17 protein-coding genes are annotated in these 18,784 nt (G+C 74.0%); 9 read left to right on the plus strand and 8 right to left on the minus strand.

What is annotated here, in order from left to right; translation table 11 throughout:
• Window positions 1–319 precede the first annotated feature (319 nt).
• Complete coding sequence (locus tag ACFYMO_RS20745) at window positions 320–913, plus strand: TetR/AcrR family transcriptional regulator (RefSeq protein WP_366770683.1); 594 nt, start codon at window positions 320–322, stop codon at window positions 911–913.
• 124 nt (window positions 914–1,037) lie between these two features.
• Window positions 1,038–1,379: a DUF2000 family protein gene (locus tag ACFYMO_RS20750; protein WP_388547940.1), complete on the plus strand. Its 342-nt coding sequence runs from the start codon at window positions 1,038–1,040 to the stop codon at window positions 1,377–1,379.
• Here the strand turns inward: ACFYMO_RS20750 and ACFYMO_RS20755 are convergent.
• A complete protein-coding gene (locus ACFYMO_RS20755) occupies window positions 1,300–3,573 on the minus strand; it encodes a bifunctional glycosyltransferase 87/phosphatase PAP2 family protein (RefSeq protein WP_388547943.1) in 2,274 nt (757 codons plus the stop codon). The genes ACFYMO_RS20750 and ACFYMO_RS20755 overlap by 80 nt on opposite strands.
• A 259-nt stretch (window positions 3,574–3,832) precedes the next feature.
• Between ACFYMO_RS20755 and ACFYMO_RS20760 the strand changes: the two genes are divergently transcribed.
• A complete protein-coding gene (locus tag ACFYMO_RS20760; protein ID WP_366770685.1) occupies window positions 3,833–4,186 on the plus strand; it encodes an antibiotic biosynthesis monooxygenase in 354 nt (117 codons plus the stop codon).
• Between the two features lies 1 nt (window position 4,187).
• Here ACFYMO_RS20760 and ACFYMO_RS20765 read toward each other — a convergent pair whose 3' ends face one another.
• The 4 genes from ACFYMO_RS20765 to ACFYMO_RS20780 all read right to left on the minus strand — a co-directional run bounded on the left by ACFYMO_RS20765 (window position 4,188) and on the right by ACFYMO_RS20780 (window position 9,142).
• Window positions 4,188–4,847: an HAD-IA family hydrolase gene (locus tag ACFYMO_RS20765; protein WP_366770686.1), complete on the minus strand. Its 660-nt coding sequence runs from the start codon at window positions 4,845–4,847 to the stop codon at window positions 4,188–4,190.
• Window positions 4,848–5,051: 204 nt separating this feature from the next.
• A complete protein-coding gene (locus tag ACFYMO_RS20770) occupies window positions 5,052–6,254 on the minus strand; it encodes a peptidoglycan-binding protein (RefSeq protein ID WP_388547947.1) in 1,203 nt (400 codons plus the stop codon).
• A gap of 138 nt (window positions 6,255–6,392) precedes the next feature.
• Complete coding sequence (locus ACFYMO_RS20775; protein ID WP_388547950.1) at window positions 6,393–8,381, minus strand: MDR family MFS transporter; 1,989 nt, start codon at window positions 8,379–8,381, stop codon at window positions 6,393–6,395.
• A 176-nt stretch (window positions 8,382–8,557) separates the two neighbouring features.
• Complete coding sequence (locus ACFYMO_RS20780; protein WP_366770689.1) at window positions 8,558–9,142, minus strand: TMEM165/GDT1 family protein; 585 nt, start codon at window positions 9,140–9,142, stop codon at window positions 8,558–8,560.
• Window positions 9,143–9,623: 481 nt separating this feature from the next.
• Between ACFYMO_RS20780 and ACFYMO_RS20785 the strand changes: the two genes are divergently transcribed.
• On the plus strand, window positions 9,624–10,304 hold the full coding sequence (locus ACFYMO_RS20785; protein WP_388547954.1) for an HNH endonuclease family protein: 681 nt from the start codon (window positions 9,624–9,626) through the stop codon (window positions 10,302–10,304).
• A 108-nt stretch (window positions 10,305–10,412) separates the two neighbouring features.
• Complete coding sequence (locus ACFYMO_RS20790) at window positions 10,413–12,131, plus strand: alkaline phosphatase D family protein (protein ID WP_388547957.1); 1,719 nt, start codon at window positions 10,413–10,415, stop codon at window positions 12,129–12,131.
• Window positions 12,132–12,178: 47 nt separating this feature from the next.
• Here ACFYMO_RS20790 and ACFYMO_RS20795 read toward each other — a convergent pair whose 3' ends face one another.
• Entirely contained in the window at window positions 12,179–12,901 is a 723-nt protein-coding gene (locus ACFYMO_RS20795) for a superoxide dismutase family protein (RefSeq protein WP_388547960.1), read from the minus strand.
• A 203-nt stretch (window positions 12,902–13,104) separates the two neighbouring features.
• On the opposite strand from ACFYMO_RS20795, the gene ACFYMO_RS20800 reads away from it, so the two are divergent.
• Window positions 13,105–13,932, plus strand: coding sequence for a DedA family protein (locus ACFYMO_RS20800; protein WP_388547963.1), 828 nt, complete (start codon window positions 13,105–13,107; stop codon window positions 13,930–13,932).
• On the opposite strand, the gene ACFYMO_RS20805 is transcribed toward ACFYMO_RS20800, so the two are convergent.
• Entirely contained in the window at window positions 13,901–14,938 is a 1,038-nt protein-coding gene (locus ACFYMO_RS20805; protein WP_366770694.1) for a chitinase, read from the minus strand. The two genes, ACFYMO_RS20800 and ACFYMO_RS20805, sit on opposite strands and share 32 nt — an antisense overlap.
• Window positions 14,939–15,289: 351 nt before the next feature.
• Here ACFYMO_RS20805 and ACFYMO_RS20810 point away from each other — a divergent pair, with 351 nt between their 5' ends.
• Together ACFYMO_RS20810 and ACFYMO_RS20815 are read left to right on the plus strand one after the other, a co-directional pair.
• Complete coding sequence (locus ACFYMO_RS20810; RefSeq protein ID WP_366770695.1) at window positions 15,290–16,183, plus strand: GH25 family lysozyme; 894 nt, start codon at window positions 15,290–15,292, stop codon at window positions 16,181–16,183.
• A 4-nt stretch (window positions 16,184–16,187) separates the two neighbouring features.
• Window positions 16,188–16,460, plus strand: coding sequence for a hypothetical protein (locus tag ACFYMO_RS20815; RefSeq protein ID WP_388547968.1), 273 nt, complete (start codon window positions 16,188–16,190; stop codon window positions 16,458–16,460).
• 275 nt (window positions 16,461–16,735) lie between these two features.
• On the opposite strand, the gene ACFYMO_RS20820 is transcribed toward ACFYMO_RS20815, so the two are convergent.
• On the minus strand, window positions 16,736–17,311 hold the full coding sequence (locus ACFYMO_RS20820) for a CGNR zinc finger domain-containing protein (RefSeq protein ID WP_366770697.1): 576 nt from the start codon (window positions 17,309–17,311) through the stop codon (window positions 16,736–16,738).
• A gap of 81 nt (window positions 17,312–17,392) precedes the next feature.
• Here ACFYMO_RS20820 and ACFYMO_RS20825 point away from each other — a divergent pair, with 81 nt between their 5' ends.
• Window positions 17,393–18,574 carry an epoxide hydrolase family protein gene (locus ACFYMO_RS20825; RefSeq protein ID WP_388547971.1) on the plus strand — a complete coding sequence of 394 codons (1,182 nt, stop codon included), beginning with the start codon at window positions 17,393–17,395 and terminating at the stop codon, window positions 18,572–18,574.
• Window positions 18,575–18,784: the final 210 nt, after the last annotated feature.

Below are 18,784 nucleotides of genomic sequence, written 5' to 3' on the forward strand. Positions count from 1 at the left end.
AACTGGGAGAGGTCCGCGCGTACGCGGCCCGCGCGCAGGACGGCCCGTGGCGCACCGCTGCGCGGCGGGCGCCTCGGCGGCGGGCTGCGCAGGACGCTCCGCCCGGTCGGCGCCGTGGCGCTCGGGCCGGCGACGACCGGGACCGTATCCGGCCCGGTCCCCGCCGGCTCACCCGAGCGCGCCGCGTACCGCAGCGGGTGCTCGACCACGCCCGGGTCCCCCGTTCTCCCCGTTGGGGCCGGAGAACGCTCGTTCTCCGGCCGGGCAAGACAGTATCGTAGAGAACGGCGGTTCTCAAGACGTGGGGAGAACGGGGAGTATGGACAGCGACGCCACGACCGAGGCGCGCATCCTCAGCGCGGCGGATGCGCTCTTCTACGCGCACGGCGTGCAATCCGTGGGCATGGACCGCGTCCGGGACGCCAGCGGCGTCTCGCTGAAGAAGATCTACAAGTGCTTCCCGTCCAAGGGCGCCCTGGTGGAGGCGTATCTGCGGCGCCGGGACGACTGGGCCAGGAACGCGCTGGAGGAGCGGGTGTCCCGGCACACCGACCCCGAGGAGCGGGTGCTGGCGGTCTTCGACTGGCTCTACGACTGGGTGGACGGACCGGACTTCCACGGCTGCGCGTTCATCAACGCCTTCGGCGAACTGGGCGCCGACTCCCAGGGGGTGGTCGACGCGGTCCGCGAGCACAAGGGCGCCGTCCGCGGCTATCTGCGGGGCCTGGCGCACGAGACCGGAGCGGCGGAGCCGGAGTGGCTCGCCTCGCAGCTGGCCGTGCTGCTCGACGGCGCGATGAGCAACGCCTCCATCACCGACTCCCCGGCCCCGGCACAGCACGCGCGCTCCGCCGCGGAGACGCTGCTGCGCATGGCGACCGCCCCGGCACCCGCCGCGGACCCGGCCCGGTAGCCGCCGGCCGCGCAGCGGTTCCCCGCGGCCTCCGAAGCAGCCGCGAGAAGCTGCGGGGCCGACTATCGCCGAGCGGCCCGCGCCACGCCACCCGGCCCGCCTCGCGGACCGGCAGAAGCTCAAAGTGACCGCGTTCCTGGCCGGCGGGCTCCCAGGCGTCTCCGACGAGGTGACCGGCGAGCCCTACGAGGACGGCTCGGGCAACCGCTGCCTGCCGCTGCTGCGCGAGCCGGTGCTGTGCTTCGCCGCCGACCGCGAAGGACTCGCCGCGGCCCACCGGCGCGCGCTCTCCCCGGGCTGGCGATCGCCGGCTACACCGACGAGATGTTCGCCACCGGAAACGACGGACAACCGCGCGGCCGTGCGGGCCGTCGAGTCGGAGAAGCTCAGTCTCGCCGGGCTGGCGCTCCACGGTCCGCGGAACTCGGTGGACCGGGCGGTGAAGGGGCTGAAGCTGCACCGCTGACCGCATCCGGACCGTCCGTGACGTTCGAGCCGTCCGGGACGTCCGGCAGGGCCTGGGTGCCGCCCCCTCCGCCGGGCGGCCCGGCGGAGGGGGCGGCACCGGCAGCACCCCGGTCGGATCCGTCGGCGAAGGTGTCGGCGGCCCGGCCCACGGTCCGCTTCCCCGTGCCCCGTATCCGGGCGAGCCGGCGCTGGCCGTAGAAGCCCGCCGTCACCACGGCGACCCCGCCCACCGCGTCGAGCAGATAGTGGTTGGCGGTGGCCATCACCACGAAGGTGGTCAGCAGCGGATAGAGCGCGCCCAGCGCCCGCAGCAAGCGGTTCCGGGTGAGAAGGAAGACGACGACCGCGCACCACAGCGACCAGCCCACGTGCAGCGAGGGCATCGCCGCGTACTGGTTGGAGAGCTGGGTGAGCGCGCCGAAGTCCGGGTCGGACAGGTCCTGCGGGCCGTGCGCGGTGTCGATGTAGCCCAGCCCCGGCATCAGCCGCGGTGGTGCCAGCGGATACAGCCAGAAGCCCGTCAGCCCCAGCAGGGTGGCGAAGCTCAGCGCCGTGCGCGCCGCGCGGTACAGCGGCGCCCGGCGCACGTACAGAAAGCCCAGCAGGACGATCGGCACCAGGAAGTGGAACGTCGTGTAGTAGGTGTCCCCGGCCTCCCGCAGCCACTCCGTGCGCGCGGCCAGCTTGTTGAGGCCGTGCTCGACATCGAGGTGCAGGAACCGCTCGGCGGTCAGTATCTGGTGGCCGTGCCCCTCGGCGAGGGAGCGCGAGTCGGGCGCGTGGCCGCGGACGTAGGAGTAGGCCCAGTAGCCGACCCGGATGAGCAGCAGCTCCAGCATCAGGTTGGGGCGGCTGAGCGGGCCCGAGGGCTGCGGCGCAGCCCAGGCCGGGGCCTCCCGCAGCAGGAACGGCACGACGCAGGACGCCAGCAGGGCCGCGAGCAGCACCGCGTTCTCGCCGAGCATGCCGAACGCGGCGATCTTGGGGACCAGCGCACTGCCGTCGAGCGTCATCACCATCACCACGAAGACCGGCCACACCAGCCGGTCCCCGGTGCGCCGGCCGACGCGCCCCACGATCGCCGGCAGCACCCACAGCTGCTGGTGCTGCCACGCGGTCGGGGAGGCGACCACGGCGGCGCAGCCCACCACAGCGGCGGCGAGCAGGAGCTGCCCGTCCCGCGCGTACCGCACCGCCCGGCGCAGTGCCAGCCATCCGACGGCGGGGACCAGCACCGCCAGCAGCGCCACCTCCGGCGCCCCGTGCAGTCCGGCGCGCAGCAGCGCTCCGTGCAGCGACTGGTTGGCGGTCGCGTCCGCGGCATCGCCCAGGCCGGCCCCCGCGACGTGGTGCACCCAGTAGGTCCACGAGTCGTCCGGCAGGGCCGCCCAGGCGGCCAGGGTGCAGATCAGGAACGTCCCGGCGCCCGAGACGGCGGCCCTGCGGCGCCCGGTGAGCCACAGCAGTGGAACGAAGAGCAGGGTGGCGGGCTGCAACGCGCCGGCCACGCCGATGAGCACGCCCTGCGCCTTCCCGGCGAGCGCCACCGCGGCCTGTCCGCGCGGGCCCGCGAACGGCCCGCCCGCCGGGCCGTGTCGCTCCCGGTGCCGGTCCGCGCCGCCCGCCAGCCAGCCGACCAGCACCAGCAGCACCGGCAGGATGCTGGTCTGCCCGAGGTGGAAGGTGTTGCGCACCGGGACCGAGAGCGCCAGCAGGCTCAGGGCGGCCGGGAGCGCGAAGAGCGCGGTGCGCCGCGAGACCGGTCCGGGCAGTGCCCGGGCGGCGACGGCGGCGACGGCGGCGACCAGCAGCAGGGTGCCGAACGTCCAGACCACACCGAGCCCCTGCTCGGCGGCCCGGGTGAGGGGCTTGAGCACCAGACCCGCGAACGGCGTCCCGGTGAACGCCGCGTCCCCGTCGTAGAGGGAGCCGTGCACCCGGAGCACGCCGTTGTCGCCGGTCCAGGCGAACAGGTCCACGAGGCGTTCGTCCCTGGGGAGCCGCAGCACGGCGGCCGCCTGCCGGACGGCCAGCGCCAGCGCCAGCAGCCACAGCCCGGCCAGCAGCATCCCCGCGCGGGAGCCCAGCCGCCCCCACGGCCCGGGGAGCCTCCGCAACGGCCCGCCCCCGGACAGGTGCCGTTCGCCGCCCCGGTCCGGCCCCTCGCCGTCCACCACCGTCTCCGCCGCCACGCCCCGCCGTCTCCGTCCTGTCCGCCGGTGTTCCGTCCGCGTTCCCCCGCGGACACCCGGTTCCGCTCCACCCCCCGAGGGCGAGCCCTCAGGTTCAGACGCGAGAAACCTACTCGCTACCTGACATCTCCGCGCGCCCGGCCACCGGGACGGGAGGCGCCGGCGCACGGGGCGGGCGGAGCCAGCGGGGCCGGCCCCTCGGGGGCCGTGGCGGCCCCGGGCGGTGAGCCGTGGTGGGGCGGTGCGGCAGGATGGGCCCATGAGCATCGTCAAGATCAACGCGCTGACCGTGCCGGACGACCAGCGGGAGGTGCTGGAGCAGCGGTTCGCCGCACGCAAGGGCTTCGTGGAGGGCGCCGACGGATTCGAGTGGTTCGAGCTGCTGCGCCCGTTGGAGGGAAGCGACCGCTATCTCGTCTACACCCGGTGGCGGGACGAGGAGTCCTTCCAGGCGTGGATGAACGGCCCCATGAAGGAGGCCCACCAGCGGGCGAAGGGCGACGACGGCGGCGCGGGGTCCGGCGAGGCGGGCGCCGAGCGGCCGAAGCCCGCGGCGACCGGCTCGGAGGCCTGGTCCTTCGAGGTCGTGCAGCAGGCGCCGCCGAAGAAGTGACTCAGCCCTCGAAAGTGAGGCGCACCCGCCCGTCCTGAAGGCGGGTGGCCCGCACCCGGTCCAGGTCGGCGACGTGCACCGTGGGGCCGTGCTCCGCGGCGCGCGGGCCGACGCCGACGACCGGCATCCCGGCGGCCAGGCCCGCGGCGACGCCCGCACCCGAGTCCTCGAAGGCGACGCACTCGTGCGGCGGGAAGCCCAGCTCGGCGGCGCCCTTGAGGAAGCCCTCGGGGTCGGGTTTCCCGGCGCCGACGTCGGTGGCGGTGACCCGGACGGCGGGCATGGCCAGCCCCGCGGCCGCCATCCGGGCCGCGGCCAGCTCGGCCGTCGCGGAGGTCACCAGGGCGTGCGGCAGGTCGCGGAGCGCCGCCAGGAAGGCGGGGGCGCCGGGCACGGGGACGATCCCCTCGGTGTCGGCGGTCTCCCGGGCCAGCAGGACGCGGTTCTCCGCGTGGTTCTGTTCCATGGGGCGGTCCGGCAGCAGGGTGGCCATCGTCAGATGGCCCTGGCGGCCGTGCGCGACGGACATCACGTGGTCGGGGTCGAGTCCCTGCTCGGCGGCCCAGCCCCGCCAGACCCGGGTGACGACGGCGTCGGAGTCGACGAGGGTGCCGTCCATGTCGAGCAGCAGCGCGCGGACGGTGAGCTGTGGTGCGGGCATGCGGAAGGCTCCCGGGGTCGCGGTCGGCACGCTGGGCCCGCGCGGGGCGGGCGGCTGGGCGGGCTCATGGGCGAGGAAGGACAGATGGCCCGCCCGCCGGTCAGGGACGCCCCTTCCGTCAGGCCAGGGGCACGGGCGGGACCATTTGTTTCCTCATCATACAAAGCGGGGGCGGCCACGGGCCAGTCCGGGCACGGCCCCGGCTCATCCCGAGGTCCGGGCCTCCAGATGGCGGCGGGTCGCGGGACCGTATTCACCAGGGGCGTCGTCCCACAGCCGGTAGTGCGCCTGGTACCGGAAGACGGCCTCCTGGACCCGCGAGGAGTAGACGCCGTCCTCCTCGGCCCGCAGGTCGTAGTAGCCGGCCTGCTTCAGCCTGCGCTGGAGTTGGACGACCGCGACGCCGGAGTCGCCGGGGCGCAGCGTCTTCCCCGCGGGCCGCTCCGGGCGCTCCGGGCGCGGGCGTACCCGCTCCCGCCCCTCGGGCCGGTCCGTCGGCTCCGCCGCCTCCTCCCGGCCACTCCCGGAGGGCGACGGGCTCGCCGTGTGCTTGCCGCTGTCGCGGCCGGCACGCGGGGTCGCCGGGGCGCTCGACCGGGAGGGGGACGGCTCGGGGCGCTCGCGCTGCGGCGTCGGAGTCGCGGACGGGGTGGCGGCGTGCGGGTCCTCGTCGGGCGCTCCGGTCGGCATGTGGCGCAGCGCGCGGCCGTCCCCGGCACGGCTGCCGTCGTCGGTCAGCAACTGGGTGGTCAGCAGGCCGCCGCCGAGCACGGCGGCCACCCCGACCCCGGCGAACACCGCGGTGCTGGGTCTGCGGCGCTCGGCCATCCGGCGGTGCCGTACGGGGCCCGGCCCGTCGGCGGCGGGACGGTCGGCGCGGCCGGCTCCCGCGGCGTCCGGCCTCGCGGCGTCCGGTTCCCGGCCGTCCGGTCCCGTTCCGCCCCGCCCTGCCGCGTCCGGGAGTCCGGCCGTCTCCTGCGTGTCCGGGGCCGCGAGCGGAGCGAGGCCGGGCAGCGGTACATGGGCGTCCGCGTGGACGTCCGGCACCGTTGGCGGACCGGATCCTTCGGGCACGCCCGCCGGAGCACCGTCCCGGCCCTCACCCGGGGCCTCCTCCTCCGGAGCCCGCACGGGGTCGCTCCCCAGCAGGCGCACATAGGGGCGGATGTGCAACGGGTCGGCGGACGCGGGCTCCCGGGCGGTGCCCGGGACCGGCTCCCCGGCCTCCGGGCCGTCCTCCTGCCCGGCTCCGCCGCCGCAACCGACCCGGTCGGCGGAGGTGCACTCCGCCGCGCTCCGGCCGCACCCGGGACATCGTCCGTCCCCCGCCATCCCGCTCCCCTCCCCCGGCACCAGCACGCCGTCCGGTTCACGGCCGCCGTGCCCGAATCGCCAGTAACTGTCCAACGCTGGACGATACGCGGTCCGGGTCGGTCAGGGTCAAGCACACAGGAAAAGCCGACGGGGCGGGAAAGGACCCACGGCGGACGAGTCGTCCGATGTCGCGACGCGCGCGGCCATCCCGGCCGGGCGCTTCCGGGCGCTTCACCCGGGCCGGGGCGGGTGCGAACGGCCGCTCTCCGCGGTCAGTTCGCGCACCAGTTCCGTCAGGTCGGTGGGGCGGTCGGGCGTCCACCAGTCCCCCAGCAGTTCGGCCAACTCCTGCTGCCGGGCGTCCGCGAGGGCCCGCGCCGCCTGCTCGCCGCGCGGCGTGGCCACCAGTTCCAGGCCGGCCCGGGTCGCCAGCCCGCACTCCTCCAACTGCCGTGCCCCCTCCGCGACGAGGTGCGGCGGCACCGACCCCGAATCCTCCAGCAGCGCGGGCTCGACGGGACCGTCGTAGTGGACGCGCAGCAGCATCCACACGGCGGCGGGGGCGAGATCGAGTCCGGCACCGCGGGCGATCTCCGCGTACAGGCCGCGCCGGCCCTCGATGGTGCTGAGCCGCGAGAGGGCGCGGATGACCTCGTCCGCCGAGCTGCGCTCGACCGGGCAGGCGCCCAGCGTCTCGCTCTCGTCCGGCACCTGCACGCTGCGGCGCAGCCGCTGCTGGCGCAGCAGCCAGGTCAGCACGCACGCGAGTGCTGCCAGCGGCGCGGAGTAGAGGAAGACATCCGTGATGGAGACGGAGTAGGCGTCCAGCACCCCGCGCCGGGCACCGGGCGACAGCCGGCCGATCGACTGCGGGTCGCGCCGCAGAGTGTCGGGGCTGATCCCGGCGGGCAGGGCCCTGCCGCGCAGCGCGGCGGAGAGTTCACCGCCCAGCCGGGAGGCGAACAGCGCGCCGAAGACCGCCACCCCGACCGCGGCGCCCACCGAGCGGAAGAAGGTGATGCCCGAGGTGGCCACGCCCAGGTCCGCGTAGCCCACGGCGTTCTGCGCGACCAGCACCAGGACCTGGAGCACCAGGCCGAGCCCGAGGCCGAAGACGGCGAAGTAGCCGCCCATCTCCCACTGCGAGCTGTCCGGCGTCATCCGGTGCAGCAGGAGCAGCCCGACCGTGGTCACCGCGGTGCCCAGCACCGGGAAGACCTTCCAGTGCCCGGTGCGGGTGATCAGCTGCCCGGAGAGGGTGGAGGAGAACAGCAGCCCCAGCACCATGGGCAGCATGTGCACGCCGGACATGGTGGGGGTGATCCCGTGCACCACCTGGAGGAAGGTCGGCAGATAGGTCATGGCGCCGAACATGGCGAACCCGACGACGAAACTGATCGCCGCACACAGGGTGAAGTTGCGCACGGCGAAGAGCCCCGGGGGCAGCACCGGCTCCGCCGCCCGCCGCTCGACCGGCACGAAGCAGCCCAGCAGGAGCACCGCCAGCACCGACAGCCCGTAGACCTGCACGGAGTCCCACGGCCAGGTGGTGCCGCCCAGCGAGGTGACGAGCACGACGCAGGTGGCGGCGGATGCGATCAGGAAGGTGCCGAGGTAGTCGATCCGGTGCCGCTCGGAGCGCACCGGGATGTGCAGCGCGAGCGCGATGACCGCCATCGCGACGGCGCCGATCGGCAGGTTGACGTAGAAGACCCAGCGCCAGTCGAGGTGCTGGGTGAAGAAGCCGCCCAGCAGCGGCCCGAGCACGCTGGTCGCTCCGAACACCGCGCCGAACAGGCCCTGGTAGCGGCCCCGCTCCCGGGGCGGCACCAGGTCGCCGACGATCGCCATGGACAGGGTGATCAGCCCGCCGCCGCCCAGGCCCTGAACGGCGCGGTAGCCGATGAGCTGCGGCATGTCCTGCGCCGCCCCGCACAGCGCGGAGCCCACCAGGAAGATCACGATCGCGGCCTGGAAGAGGCGCTTGCGCCCGTACTGGTCGCCGAGCTTGCCCCACAGCGGAGTGGCCGCCGTCACCGCCAGCAGGTAGGCGGTCACCACCCAGGAGAGGTGGTCCATGCCGCCGAGGTCGCTGACGACGGTGGGCAGGGCCGTCGCCACGATCGTCTGGTCGAGTGCGGCCAGCAGCATCCCGAGCAGGAGCGCCACGATCGGCAGCAGCACCCCGCGGGGGGCAGGTGCCGCGTGTTCCCCGCTCATACGGCCACGGTGCCGCGCCGGGGGACGCGCGGCCCGCCGGCCGCCTCCGTTCGGGGGACGGCGCGGCGGGCCGCGGGCGCCTGGCCGCGGCCGCGGCACAGCGGCTCCCGCGGCGGACCGGCGAACGGTCCGGCCCACGCCCGGCAGGGCCGGCAGGACCGGCAGCCGCTCAGCCGCTACGGCGCGAGCGCCTCGTAGAGGCTGAAGGCGGCCAGCGCCAGCATCAGCAGCGCGGCCACCCGGGTGATCAGCCGCAGCGGGACGTACTTCATCAGGGTGCGGCCGCCCAGAATGCCCAGCGCGGCCACGGCCCACAGGGCGAGGACGGCGCCCAGGCCCACCGAGAGGGGATCGTCGTAGCGGGCGGCGAGGTTGGCGGTCATGATCTGGGTCAGATCACCGAACTCGGCGACCAGGATCAGCATGAAGCCGCTGCCGGCCACTCTCCAGAACGACTGGTCGGCGGGTGTGCGGGCCTGCTCCTCCTCGTCGTCGTCCTTCTTCAGCAGCAGCACCGCGGCGCCCAGCAGGAACAGCACGCCCACGATGCCCTGCACCAGCCGGTGCGGGAGCAGGGTGAGGACGCTGCCCGCCGCGACGGCGAGTGTGACGTGCACGAGGAAGGCCGCGGCGACGCCCGCGAAGACGTAGGAGGCGCGGTAGCGGGTGCCGAGCATCAGCCCGGCCAGGGCTGTCTTGTCCGGCAACTCGGCGAGGAAGACGACGCCGAACACGACGGCGGCGGCGGAGAGGCTGAGCACGGGGTCCTCCGTGGTCGGGCTGCCGCACCGGCGCGAGCACACACTTCGGCACGGCAGCGTCATGGCTGTCCGTGCGCGGGGGCACGGGTGCGGACACTGCGGGCCGAAGGTCTCGCTGGCGCGGCGCCGCCACCTGTGGCGGACGTCACGCTCCGGGCGCCGGGTCCGCGCGCGGCGGGCCAGTGTGTCGACGGTCCGGCGAAGAGCTACTCCCCTTCAGACTCCTACGACTCTACGCGATACCCGCCCCGCGGCGCGATCGACGCTCCGCCGGCCCGCTCCGGCGCGACCGGGGCGGCGGCCGCGGTGACCAACTCCCGTACGGCGTCGGTCGGATGGGTGTATCGCGTGTGGCCGGAGGCGGATTCCCGGGCAGGCTCTTGATGTGACGTGCACACGACCGCCAGGCTGTGTGCCGCACGGTCCGAAGCAACGACTCTCGCAGCACTGCTCGACTTCCCCCCACATCACGGGAGTTCGCATGGCGCATCCGCACCGGACAACAATCACCCGCTACGCGCGTCGACGCTGGACAGCGCTCCCGGCCGTCCTCGCCGCCGCCGTCAGCGGCCTGCTGGTCGCCCTCACCCTGGGCGCCTCCCCGGCAGCTGCCGAGCCACCCGCACCGCCGAGCGTGTCCGAGGCACGCACGATGCTCGACGGCCTGTCCGAACAAGCCGAGGGCTCGATGGACGGCTACTCGCGCGACAGGTTCCCGCACTGGAGCAGCCAGGGCGACAACTGCAACACCCGCGAGGCCGTCCTCAAACGGGACGGCGACGGCGTGGAGACCGGCGCCGACTGCTACCCGACGAAGGGGAGCTGGACCAGCCCCTACGACGGCGAGACCTGGACCGAGCCCTCCGACCTGGACATCGACCACGTCGTCCCGCTCGCCGAGGCGTGGCGCTCCGGTGCCTCCGGCTGGACCCAGGACAAGCGCGAGGAGCTGGCCAACAACCTGGAGATCGCCCAGTTGCTCGCGGTCACCGACAACGTCAACCAGTCGAAGGGGGACAAGGACCCCGCCGAGTGGATGCCGCCCTCCTCCGGCTACCACTGCACCTACGCGCGGATGTGGGTCTGGGTCAAGGACACCTACGGCATGACGGCCGACGCCGAGGAGAAGGCCGCCCTGGAGAAGGTGCTCACCGGCTGCTGATCCGCGAGGCCCGGCCCGCCGGAAACTGGTCGGACAGCTCCCTCGTTCCGTACGGTGCGGGTCCAAGGCCCGCACCGTACGGGTGCCACACGGACGAGGGAGATGCGCATGACCGGCCTCCGACTGGGCCCACTGCTGCGCTACGTCGACCAGGACACCGCCACCGTCTGGGTGGAGACGTCCGGTCCCAGCCGGGCCGAGGTGCACTGCGAGGGCACGACCGCGGGCGGCTCCGCCCGCACCTGGCAGGTCGCCGGACACCACTACGCGCTGGTCACCGTCGTCGGACTGGAGCCGGGCACCGAGACCCCCTACCGCGTCACGCTCGACGGCGAACAGGTCTGGCCACTGCCCGACTCGCCCTTCCCGGCCAGCACCATCCGCACCCTGCCGCCGCCCGAGGCGGCACCCGAGGAGACGGCCCCGCTCCGGATGGCCTTCGGGTCCTGCCGCTGGGCCGCCCGCCCCGCGGGCTCCCGGCACGACCCCATGGGCCCGGACGCACTGGACGCGCTGGCCCACCAGATGCTCTCCGGCGGCCCGCGCCCGGACGTACTGCTGCTGCTGGGCGACCAGGTCTACGCGGACGAGACCTCCGAACGGGTCCGCGCGAAACTCGCCCGCACCCGCGACCTGGCCGAGCCGCCGTGGGGGCAGGTGGCCGACTACGAGGAATACACCGAGCTGTACTACGAGTCCTGGCTGGACCCGGAAGTGCGCTGGCTGCTGTCCACCGTCCCGAGCTGCATGATCTTCGACGACCACGACGTGATCGACGACTGGAACACCAGCGAGGCATGGCAGCGCGAGATCCGCGCCACCGACTGGTGGCGCGAGCGCATCCTGGGCGGTCTCACCTCGTACTGGGTCTACCAGCACCTGGGCAACCTCTCCCCCGCCGAACTCGCCGAGGACCCGGTGCTGGCCGCCGTACGGCAGGCCGACGACGGGGCCGCGCCGCTGCGCGCCTTCGCCGAACGCGCCGACCAGGACCCGACCGCGGCCCGGTGGAGCTACCGCCGGGACTTCGGCCGGGTCCGGCTGGTGATGATCGACACCCGGGCCGGCCGGGTGCTGCCCGAGAACGAGCGGCGGATGCTCGACGACGAAGAACTGGACTGGCTGCACGAACAGGTGCTCGACGGCGGCCCGGGCGCTGTCGACCACCTGGTCCTGGGCACCTCGCTGCCGTGGCTGCTGCCGCCCGCCGTGCACGGCCTGGAGAGCTGGAACAACGCGCTGTGCTCGGGGGCGCGCGGACCGCGCTGGGCACGGTTCAGCGAGAAGCTGCGGCAGCGCGCCGACCTGGAGCACTGGGCGGCCTTCCCACGCTCCTTCCGCGCACTGACCGAACTGATCGAACGGGTGGCGGCCGACCAGGAGGCCCCCGCCTCGGTCAGTGTCCTCTCCGGCGACGTGCACCACGCCTATGTCACCGAGCCGGAGTTGGACGGACTGAAGGTCTCCGGGGGCGGCAGGCGGTCCCGGGTGGTGCAGCTCACCTGCTCGCCGATACACAACGACATCCCCGCGGTGATGCGCTCGGGCTTCCGCTTCGGCTGGAGCCGGGCCGGGCGGCGGCTCGGACAGGCGCTGGAGCGGCACGCCCGCACCGAGAAGCCGCCCTTCCGGTGGCGCCGCACCGGGGGCCCCTGGTTCGGCAACATGCTGATGACGCTGACCCTGCACGGCCGCGACGCCTCCTACGCGCTCCACCAGGCGCGTCCGGCGACCTCGGCGCCGGACGGCACCCCTCGCTCCGGCCTGGAGCGCGTCTTCGCCGGCCGGCTCGACCAGGCCGACTCCGCTCCGGGCGGGGCGGACTGACCCCCGCTCACGCCAGGAGCGGGGCATCCGGCCCGCCGCTCAGCGGATCAGCCGCCGCTCAGCGGCACCGTGAAGCAGCCCAGCCGGGCACCGGCCGCACCCGCGTGGCCCTGCCCGGCCCGGGTCGCCCGCTCGTGCAGCACGACCGACCCGGCCCCGCCCGGCCGGAAGGTCCAGCCGTGCCGCGAGACGGCACTGCCCCGGCCCGCCGCGTCGGTGGTGACGTCGAGCCACACCTCGTTGCGCGGATTGGCGTAGCGGGGGTCGGTGGAGGGCTGTCGCGGGTCCCGGCGGTGCTGGTAGTGCGGCCCCGCGTCCCCGGGCCTGCCTCCGCACGGGCGGGTGTGGACGTGCGCCCCGTAGGTGCGGTCCGGGAGCAGGCCGCGCACCCGCAGCCACACGGTGGTGCCGTGCCGGGTGGCCCGTCGCGCCACCGTGATGCCGGCTCCGGCCGGGACCCGGGCCTGGTCGTAGGTGATCGCGTCGGGGCGGATGAAGGCGTTCGCGGGCGAGAACTGGTCCTCGCGCACCAGGAACGGCTGCCGCTCGGCGGCTTTTCCGGGGCCGGCGGTGCCGCTCGTGCCGGCCGCGCCCGCTGCCGCCCACCGGGAGGCGGCGCCTTCCCGGCCCGCGGGCCCGCCGGGGTCCGCCGCACGCGACGGGATGCCGTCCGCGGCCCGTTCCCCGGCCGTGCTCGTCCCGCCCCCCGCGAGCAGCGCCACCACCGCCGCGGCCCCCACCGCTCCCGCGGTGCGCGTCCCTACCCTCATCCCGGCCTCCACTGCCACATGGTGCTCCGCTGGTCCGATGTTGTGAGATCGGCGTCCGGCTGGGCCGCAGGAGGGGCGCGGCACGCCCCCAGCGCCCCTGAGCGAGGGATCCGGGCGTACGCTGTACGGCGGTAGACCGCCGAACGGCGAGAGACCGGGCAGGGGAAGAAACGGGGACAGCAGTGCCGGAAATCCTGGGGTCGGTGACCGGATCCCCGTGGATCTACGTGGTCATCGCCGCGTCCGTACTGCTCGATGTCTTCGTGCCCGTGCTGCCCAGCGGCGTCCTGGTGATCGCCGCCTCCACCGCAGCCGCCGGGACCACCGCAGCGGACGCCGCCGACCTGCCCAGCGCCGCAGCACGCAGCGCGGCCGGAGGCGGCGAGCCGGTCGAGGTGCTGCTGCTGATGCTGTGCGCCGCCTGCGCCTCGGTACTGGGTGACCTGGCGGCCTGGCGGCTGGCCTGGCGGGGCGGCGACCGCTTCGACCGGGCCGTCGCCCGCTCCCGCAGACTCACCACCGCGCAGGAGCAGCTCGGTCGCGCGCTCTCGCAGGGCGGCGGCGCCCTCGTCGTGCTCGCCCGCTTCGCACCCGCCGGACGCTCCGTCGTCAGCCTCACCGCGGGCGTGACACACCGCAGGGCACGGGAGTTCGTGCCCTGGTCGGCGCTGGCCGGGGTGGCCTGGGCCGCCTACAGCGTGGGACTGGGCTACCTCGGCGCCCAGTGGCTGGGCGCCAGTTGGCTGGGCACGGCCGTCTCGGTGCTGGCGCTGTTCCTGGCGGGCGGGCTCGCCGCCTACCTGATACGGCGTGAGCCGGACGCCGGCGCCGACGCCGCGGCGGACCCGGAGCGGGCGGACACCGCCCGCGCGGAACCGGCACCGGAGGTGTCCACCGCGGGCTCCCTGCTGCCCGGACCGACCACGTTCCCGGTGCTGCCGGTCTTCGCGACGCTCCCGGCGATGCGCGCGGGCGGAGACGCCGCCGAGGAGCCCTCCGTCACCACCGCGCTCCCGTCAGCGCCCGGGTGAACTCCCATGGCCGCTGGGCCACTCCCGAACAGCGGTCGGCCGCCGGATAGGCCAGCGTGCCGCACGGCCGGTCCCGGTTGACCGACCAGAACGCCAACCGGGCCAGCCGCCGTTCGCGGGCGTAGCGCGCGATGGTGCGGAAGTCCGCGACGGTGACGAGCTCCTGATGCCCCGTGATGCCGTTCATGGTGGAGATGCCGCTGTGCGCGTACGCGGTGGCCGCGTCATAGCCGTACGCCGCACGCAGCCGCGCGGCCAGCCCCTCGGCCGCCCGTACCGTGGCGCGGCCCATGTCCAGCTCGCGCGCCTGCTGCACACCGCTCGCGGTGGTGGGCGGCCCGCTCCCGAAGGCGAACGGCATGATCGTCCAGGAGTCCGGCTCCAGTCCGGCCCGCGCCGCGGTCCCGATGAGCCGGGCGTCCGGCCCGCTCCGGCTGCTGGGCAGCGTCACATGGACGGCGAGCCCGGGGTGGGCGGCCTTGACCCGCTTGAGCGCCTCCACCGTCCGGCGGCGGGCCGCGGCGCTCTCGTAGGCGCGCGTCTCGATGTCGATGTCGATCGCGCGCAACCCGTAGGCGCGGATCACCTTCCGGTAGGCCCGGGCCAACGCTGCGGCGTCGGCGCAGTCCTGCTCCAGCTTGCGTCCGCTGCCGCCGCCGAAGGAGACGACGGGCTCGCCGCCCGCGACCCGCACCGCCCACAGGGCGCGTTCGTCCGCCCCGCCGGTCAGCGGCCGCACCCCGTCCCAGCGCGGCTCGCAGTCGCCCGCGCTCAGCATGAACGCGAAGGTGAACCCGTCCGCTCCCGTCTTCCGCAGGACTGCCCCCGGGTCGGGCGGATCCCCCCAGCCCAGCGAGTAGTACGGCGCGACGACCGGCCGCGGACGCTCCGCCGCCGCGGCCGGATCGCCGCTCCCCGTTGCCGCCCCCAGCACGGCGAGCACCGCCGGCAGCACCACCGCCGTTCGGCCCGCCGGTCCGCGTCCGCGCGCTCTCGTCGCCCTCATGCCGTCCATCCCAGCCCGCGGCGGCCCGTCTGCCCGGCAGCCACCCCAGCAGTTCATACCAACTGATGAACGGCTTTGGCCGATCGCCTCGCGCGGTCCGGCGATCCGGCGTCGCGACCAGGGCGGAGGCGGTGTCCGGCAGCGGATGCACGCGGGCCGTCGCACAGCCGCCGGACGCGTCTCCCGCGGACGTCCGCCGACGGTACGGAACACTCGGCCACCGCCGTGGGCCGGCCGCACCGGGGCGGCTTCTTCCGGATCGGTCAGGAAGAGGCGCTCCAGGGAGCTTCGACCGGTCCATTCCCGGGAAAGTCCGCAATATCACCTATGCGCCGGGCCCGGGAGCGGACGATGGCTGATCACATCAAGGGCATCGACGTGGCGTCGTACCAGTCCGAGAACTACGGCACACGAGGGCTGGACTTCGCCATCATCAAGATCACCGAGGGGACGTCCTACACGAACCCCAAGTGGGTGGCACAGCGGCAGACGGCCCGGGACGCCGGGCTGGTCACCGGCTTCTACCACTTCGTCAGACCGGGCAGCATGAAGGCGCAGGCCGACTACTTCCTCTCGAAGATCAACCTGCGCGCCGGGGACGTCCTCGCCCTCGACTGGGAGGACCCGGGCGTCTCCTCGGCCGACAAGGACGCGTGGATCGGATACGTGCAGGGCAAGGCGGCCGGACACCGGGTCCTGCTCTACTGCAACGTCGACTTCTGGCTGAACCGCGACACGTCCTCGTTCGCGGGCGACGGGCTGTGGATCGCCCAGTACAACGGCCGCCCCGGACAGCCGAGCATCCAGCATCCGTGGCTGCTCCACCAGTACACCAGCGACCCCATCGACACCAATCTCGCCCGGTTCGACAGCCGCGCGGCGATGCGCGCCTGGGCGACGGGCAGCCAGGAGGACGACATGCCCAGCCAGCAGGATCTCTACGACGGAGTGTGGGAACTCGACGGCCAGATGACCGTGCCCTGGGGCAGCGACACCAATCCCGAATGGAAGCCCAAGAGCGTCCTCATCCACATCGGCGAAGTCGCAAGGGAGACCCGGGGCCGCGTCAAAGCGCTGGAGAACGCGGTCGCCGAACTGACCGCGAAGGGCGCGGCCCGCGATGCCGTCCTGGCGAAGCTCGCGGAAGGCGGCGGACTGACCGCCGCCGAGATCCAGGCCGCGGCCGAAGCGGGCGCCCGGGCCGCCCTCGACAGGCTGGCGGCCGCACTCACCACGGAGGAGTGACCCGATGCAGGTGGACACCAAGCGCGCCATACGCACCGTCCTCCAGACCGCCGTGGCCCTGGCCGTACTGCTGCCGGCGATCGTGGAGGCGTCCGGCATCCCGGAATCCCTGCCATGGGTCGCCGGATCGCTCACCGTCGCCGGGGGCCTGGCGCGGGTCATGGCACTCCCCGGGGTGCAGCGGCTGCTGCCGGAGTGGCTGCGCACGGGAGGCGATCCGGACGGCGACCTCGACGGACCCGGGCAGCAGCTCCGGGCCCGAGGCGGCGGCGAGTGACACCGCAGCACCACGGGAGTCGGCTGCCGGGCCCTCCCGGCGCCGGCCACCCGCGAGTCGGCGGCCCGCCGGCCGGGCCGGGCCGTCGGCCGGGCCTGCGGCCTCAGCCGCCGCTCGGCTCCCGCACCCACGCGCCGCCGCTCCCCGCGCCGTCGGTGAAGTGACCGCCATCGGTGAAGTCCGCGTCGTTCATCCGCGCAACGGCACGCCTCCCCTGACGCTCACCGACCGGCGAGGGCGTCGCGGGACAGAGCCGGCCCGGAGGCGGGGGACGCTCACTCCGCCGGTTTGGAGTGCCGACGCCGGTTGGCGTTGAAGCGCGCCTTCTTCTGACGATTCCCGCACGTGTTCATGTCGCACCATTTGCGAGTGCGGCTCTGGCTGGCGTCGAAGAAGGCGGCCCGGCAGGTCGGTGAGGCACACAGGGCCAGTTTCCCGTCGCGTTCACCAGAGATGATCTCGATCGCGTCGGCGGCGATCACGCTGAGGGCGTCCTCCACACGCGCATCCGGACCGAGCCGCCATTGCCGCTCGCCGTCGGGCGTCAGGATCGCGGCGGCCCGCCCCTGAAGGCTGCGGTCGTTGATGACCTGGACAGCGGGTGCGGGGAGAGCGCCCCCGAGCGCGGCCGCCGTCGCGGCGACGTCGATCGACTCTCTTAGTTCCCGCGCGAGTTCGAGCTGGGCATCGGTGCAGGAGTCCACGACGAGGCCGTACACCGCCAGCCAGTCGACGAGCCGCTGCGGCGTGGGGATGCGCTCCACAGCATCGCCATGACGCTCCGTCAGGGTCGCCGTGAAGCTGGTGGCCGGCACATTGCCGAGGCGGAAGTCAGGGAACCCAGCACGCATGGAACCACCATAGCCGGTTGTAGGTCGACAGGACGCCATGCTAGAACCGTCTAAGCCGGTTCCGTAGTGCCAGGAGGTCTCATGTCCCGTCCGACCCGCGACGTCGAAGCAGTCGAAGCATTTGAAGCCCACGCACCTGAAGCCGACCTCGACGACCTGCGCGCACGACTGGCCGCGGCGCGGCTGCCGGAAGCCGAGACCGTCCAGCGCTCCACGCCCGGCCCCGGCCGGTGGGACCAGGGAGTCCCCCTCGCCGACCTCGTCGATCTCGTGGACTACTGGCGCACCGGATACGACTGGAGGTCCTTCGAAGCACACCTCAACCGGATCGGCCAATTCCGCACGACCATCGACGATCTGCGCCTCCACTTCCTGCACCGCCGATCCCCACGTGCGGACGCCACACCGCTGCTCCTGACGCACGGCTGGCCGGGCAGCATCGCCGAGTTCATCGACGTGGTGGACGAGTTGGCGGACCCGGAGAACCCGGACACGCCGGCGTTCCACGTGGTGATCCCCTCGCTGCCGGGCTTCGGCTACAGCGACAAGCCGACCACCACCGGGTGGGGCACCGAGAAGATCGCGGCAGCCTGGGTGCGGCTGATGGAAAGACTCGGCTACCGCACGTTCGCAGCCCACGGCGGCGACTGGGGAGGCAACATCACCACGGTCCTCGGCGGCAGGTTCCCGGAGCATGTCCTCGGCATCCACACGACATTCGCCGAGGCACCGCCCGGGCTGACGACAGACGGACTGACCACCGCCGAGCGCGAATGGACCGAGGAAACCCGCCATTTCTGGCACCATCGCGCGGCCTACGCGAAGCAGCAGGCCACCCGGCCGCAGACCATCGGCTACTCGCTCGTCGACTCACCGGTCGGACTTCTCTCCTGGATCCTCGACAAGTTCGCCGAGTGGTCGGACACCGAGGACAGCCCCTTCGAGACCATCTCCCGGGACCGCATCCTCGACGACGTCACCCTGTACTGGCTGACGCGGACCGGCGCCTCGGCGGCCCGCATCTACTACGAAAGCCACAACTCGCTCGACCCCGGCCTCCGGGTCGACGTCCCGTCGGCCATCAGCATGTACCCCCGCGACATCGAGAAGAGCCCCCGCCCCTGGGCACAGGAGCGGTACCGGCAGATCGTCCGATGGAATTCCCCCGAAAGCGGCGGACACTTCCCGTCGCTGGAGGTTCCCGAATATTTCGTCAAGGACCTGCAGGAAGGCCTCGCGGCAGTACTGGCCGCCAATCGGTGAACCCGCAGCCCGGCGCCCCCTGACCGTTGGCGGCGGCAGCGCGCTCCCGGAGACCGCGCCCGCCGGTCCTCGACACTCACCCGGAGCGACCGGGCCGCGCCGGCCGTCGGAACGGGGAGGCGCTCCGGTCGCCGGTTGCGCTCCAGGCCGGTGCGGAGAGGACCACGCCGAGCGGCTCACCGGACACGGTGTGGCCACGGACAAGGCCCG

It is taken from the genome of Streptomyces sp. NPDC007025 (assembly GCF_042869455.1).
Lineage (GTDB): Bacteria > Actinomycetota > Actinomycetes > Streptomycetales > Streptomycetaceae > Streptomyces.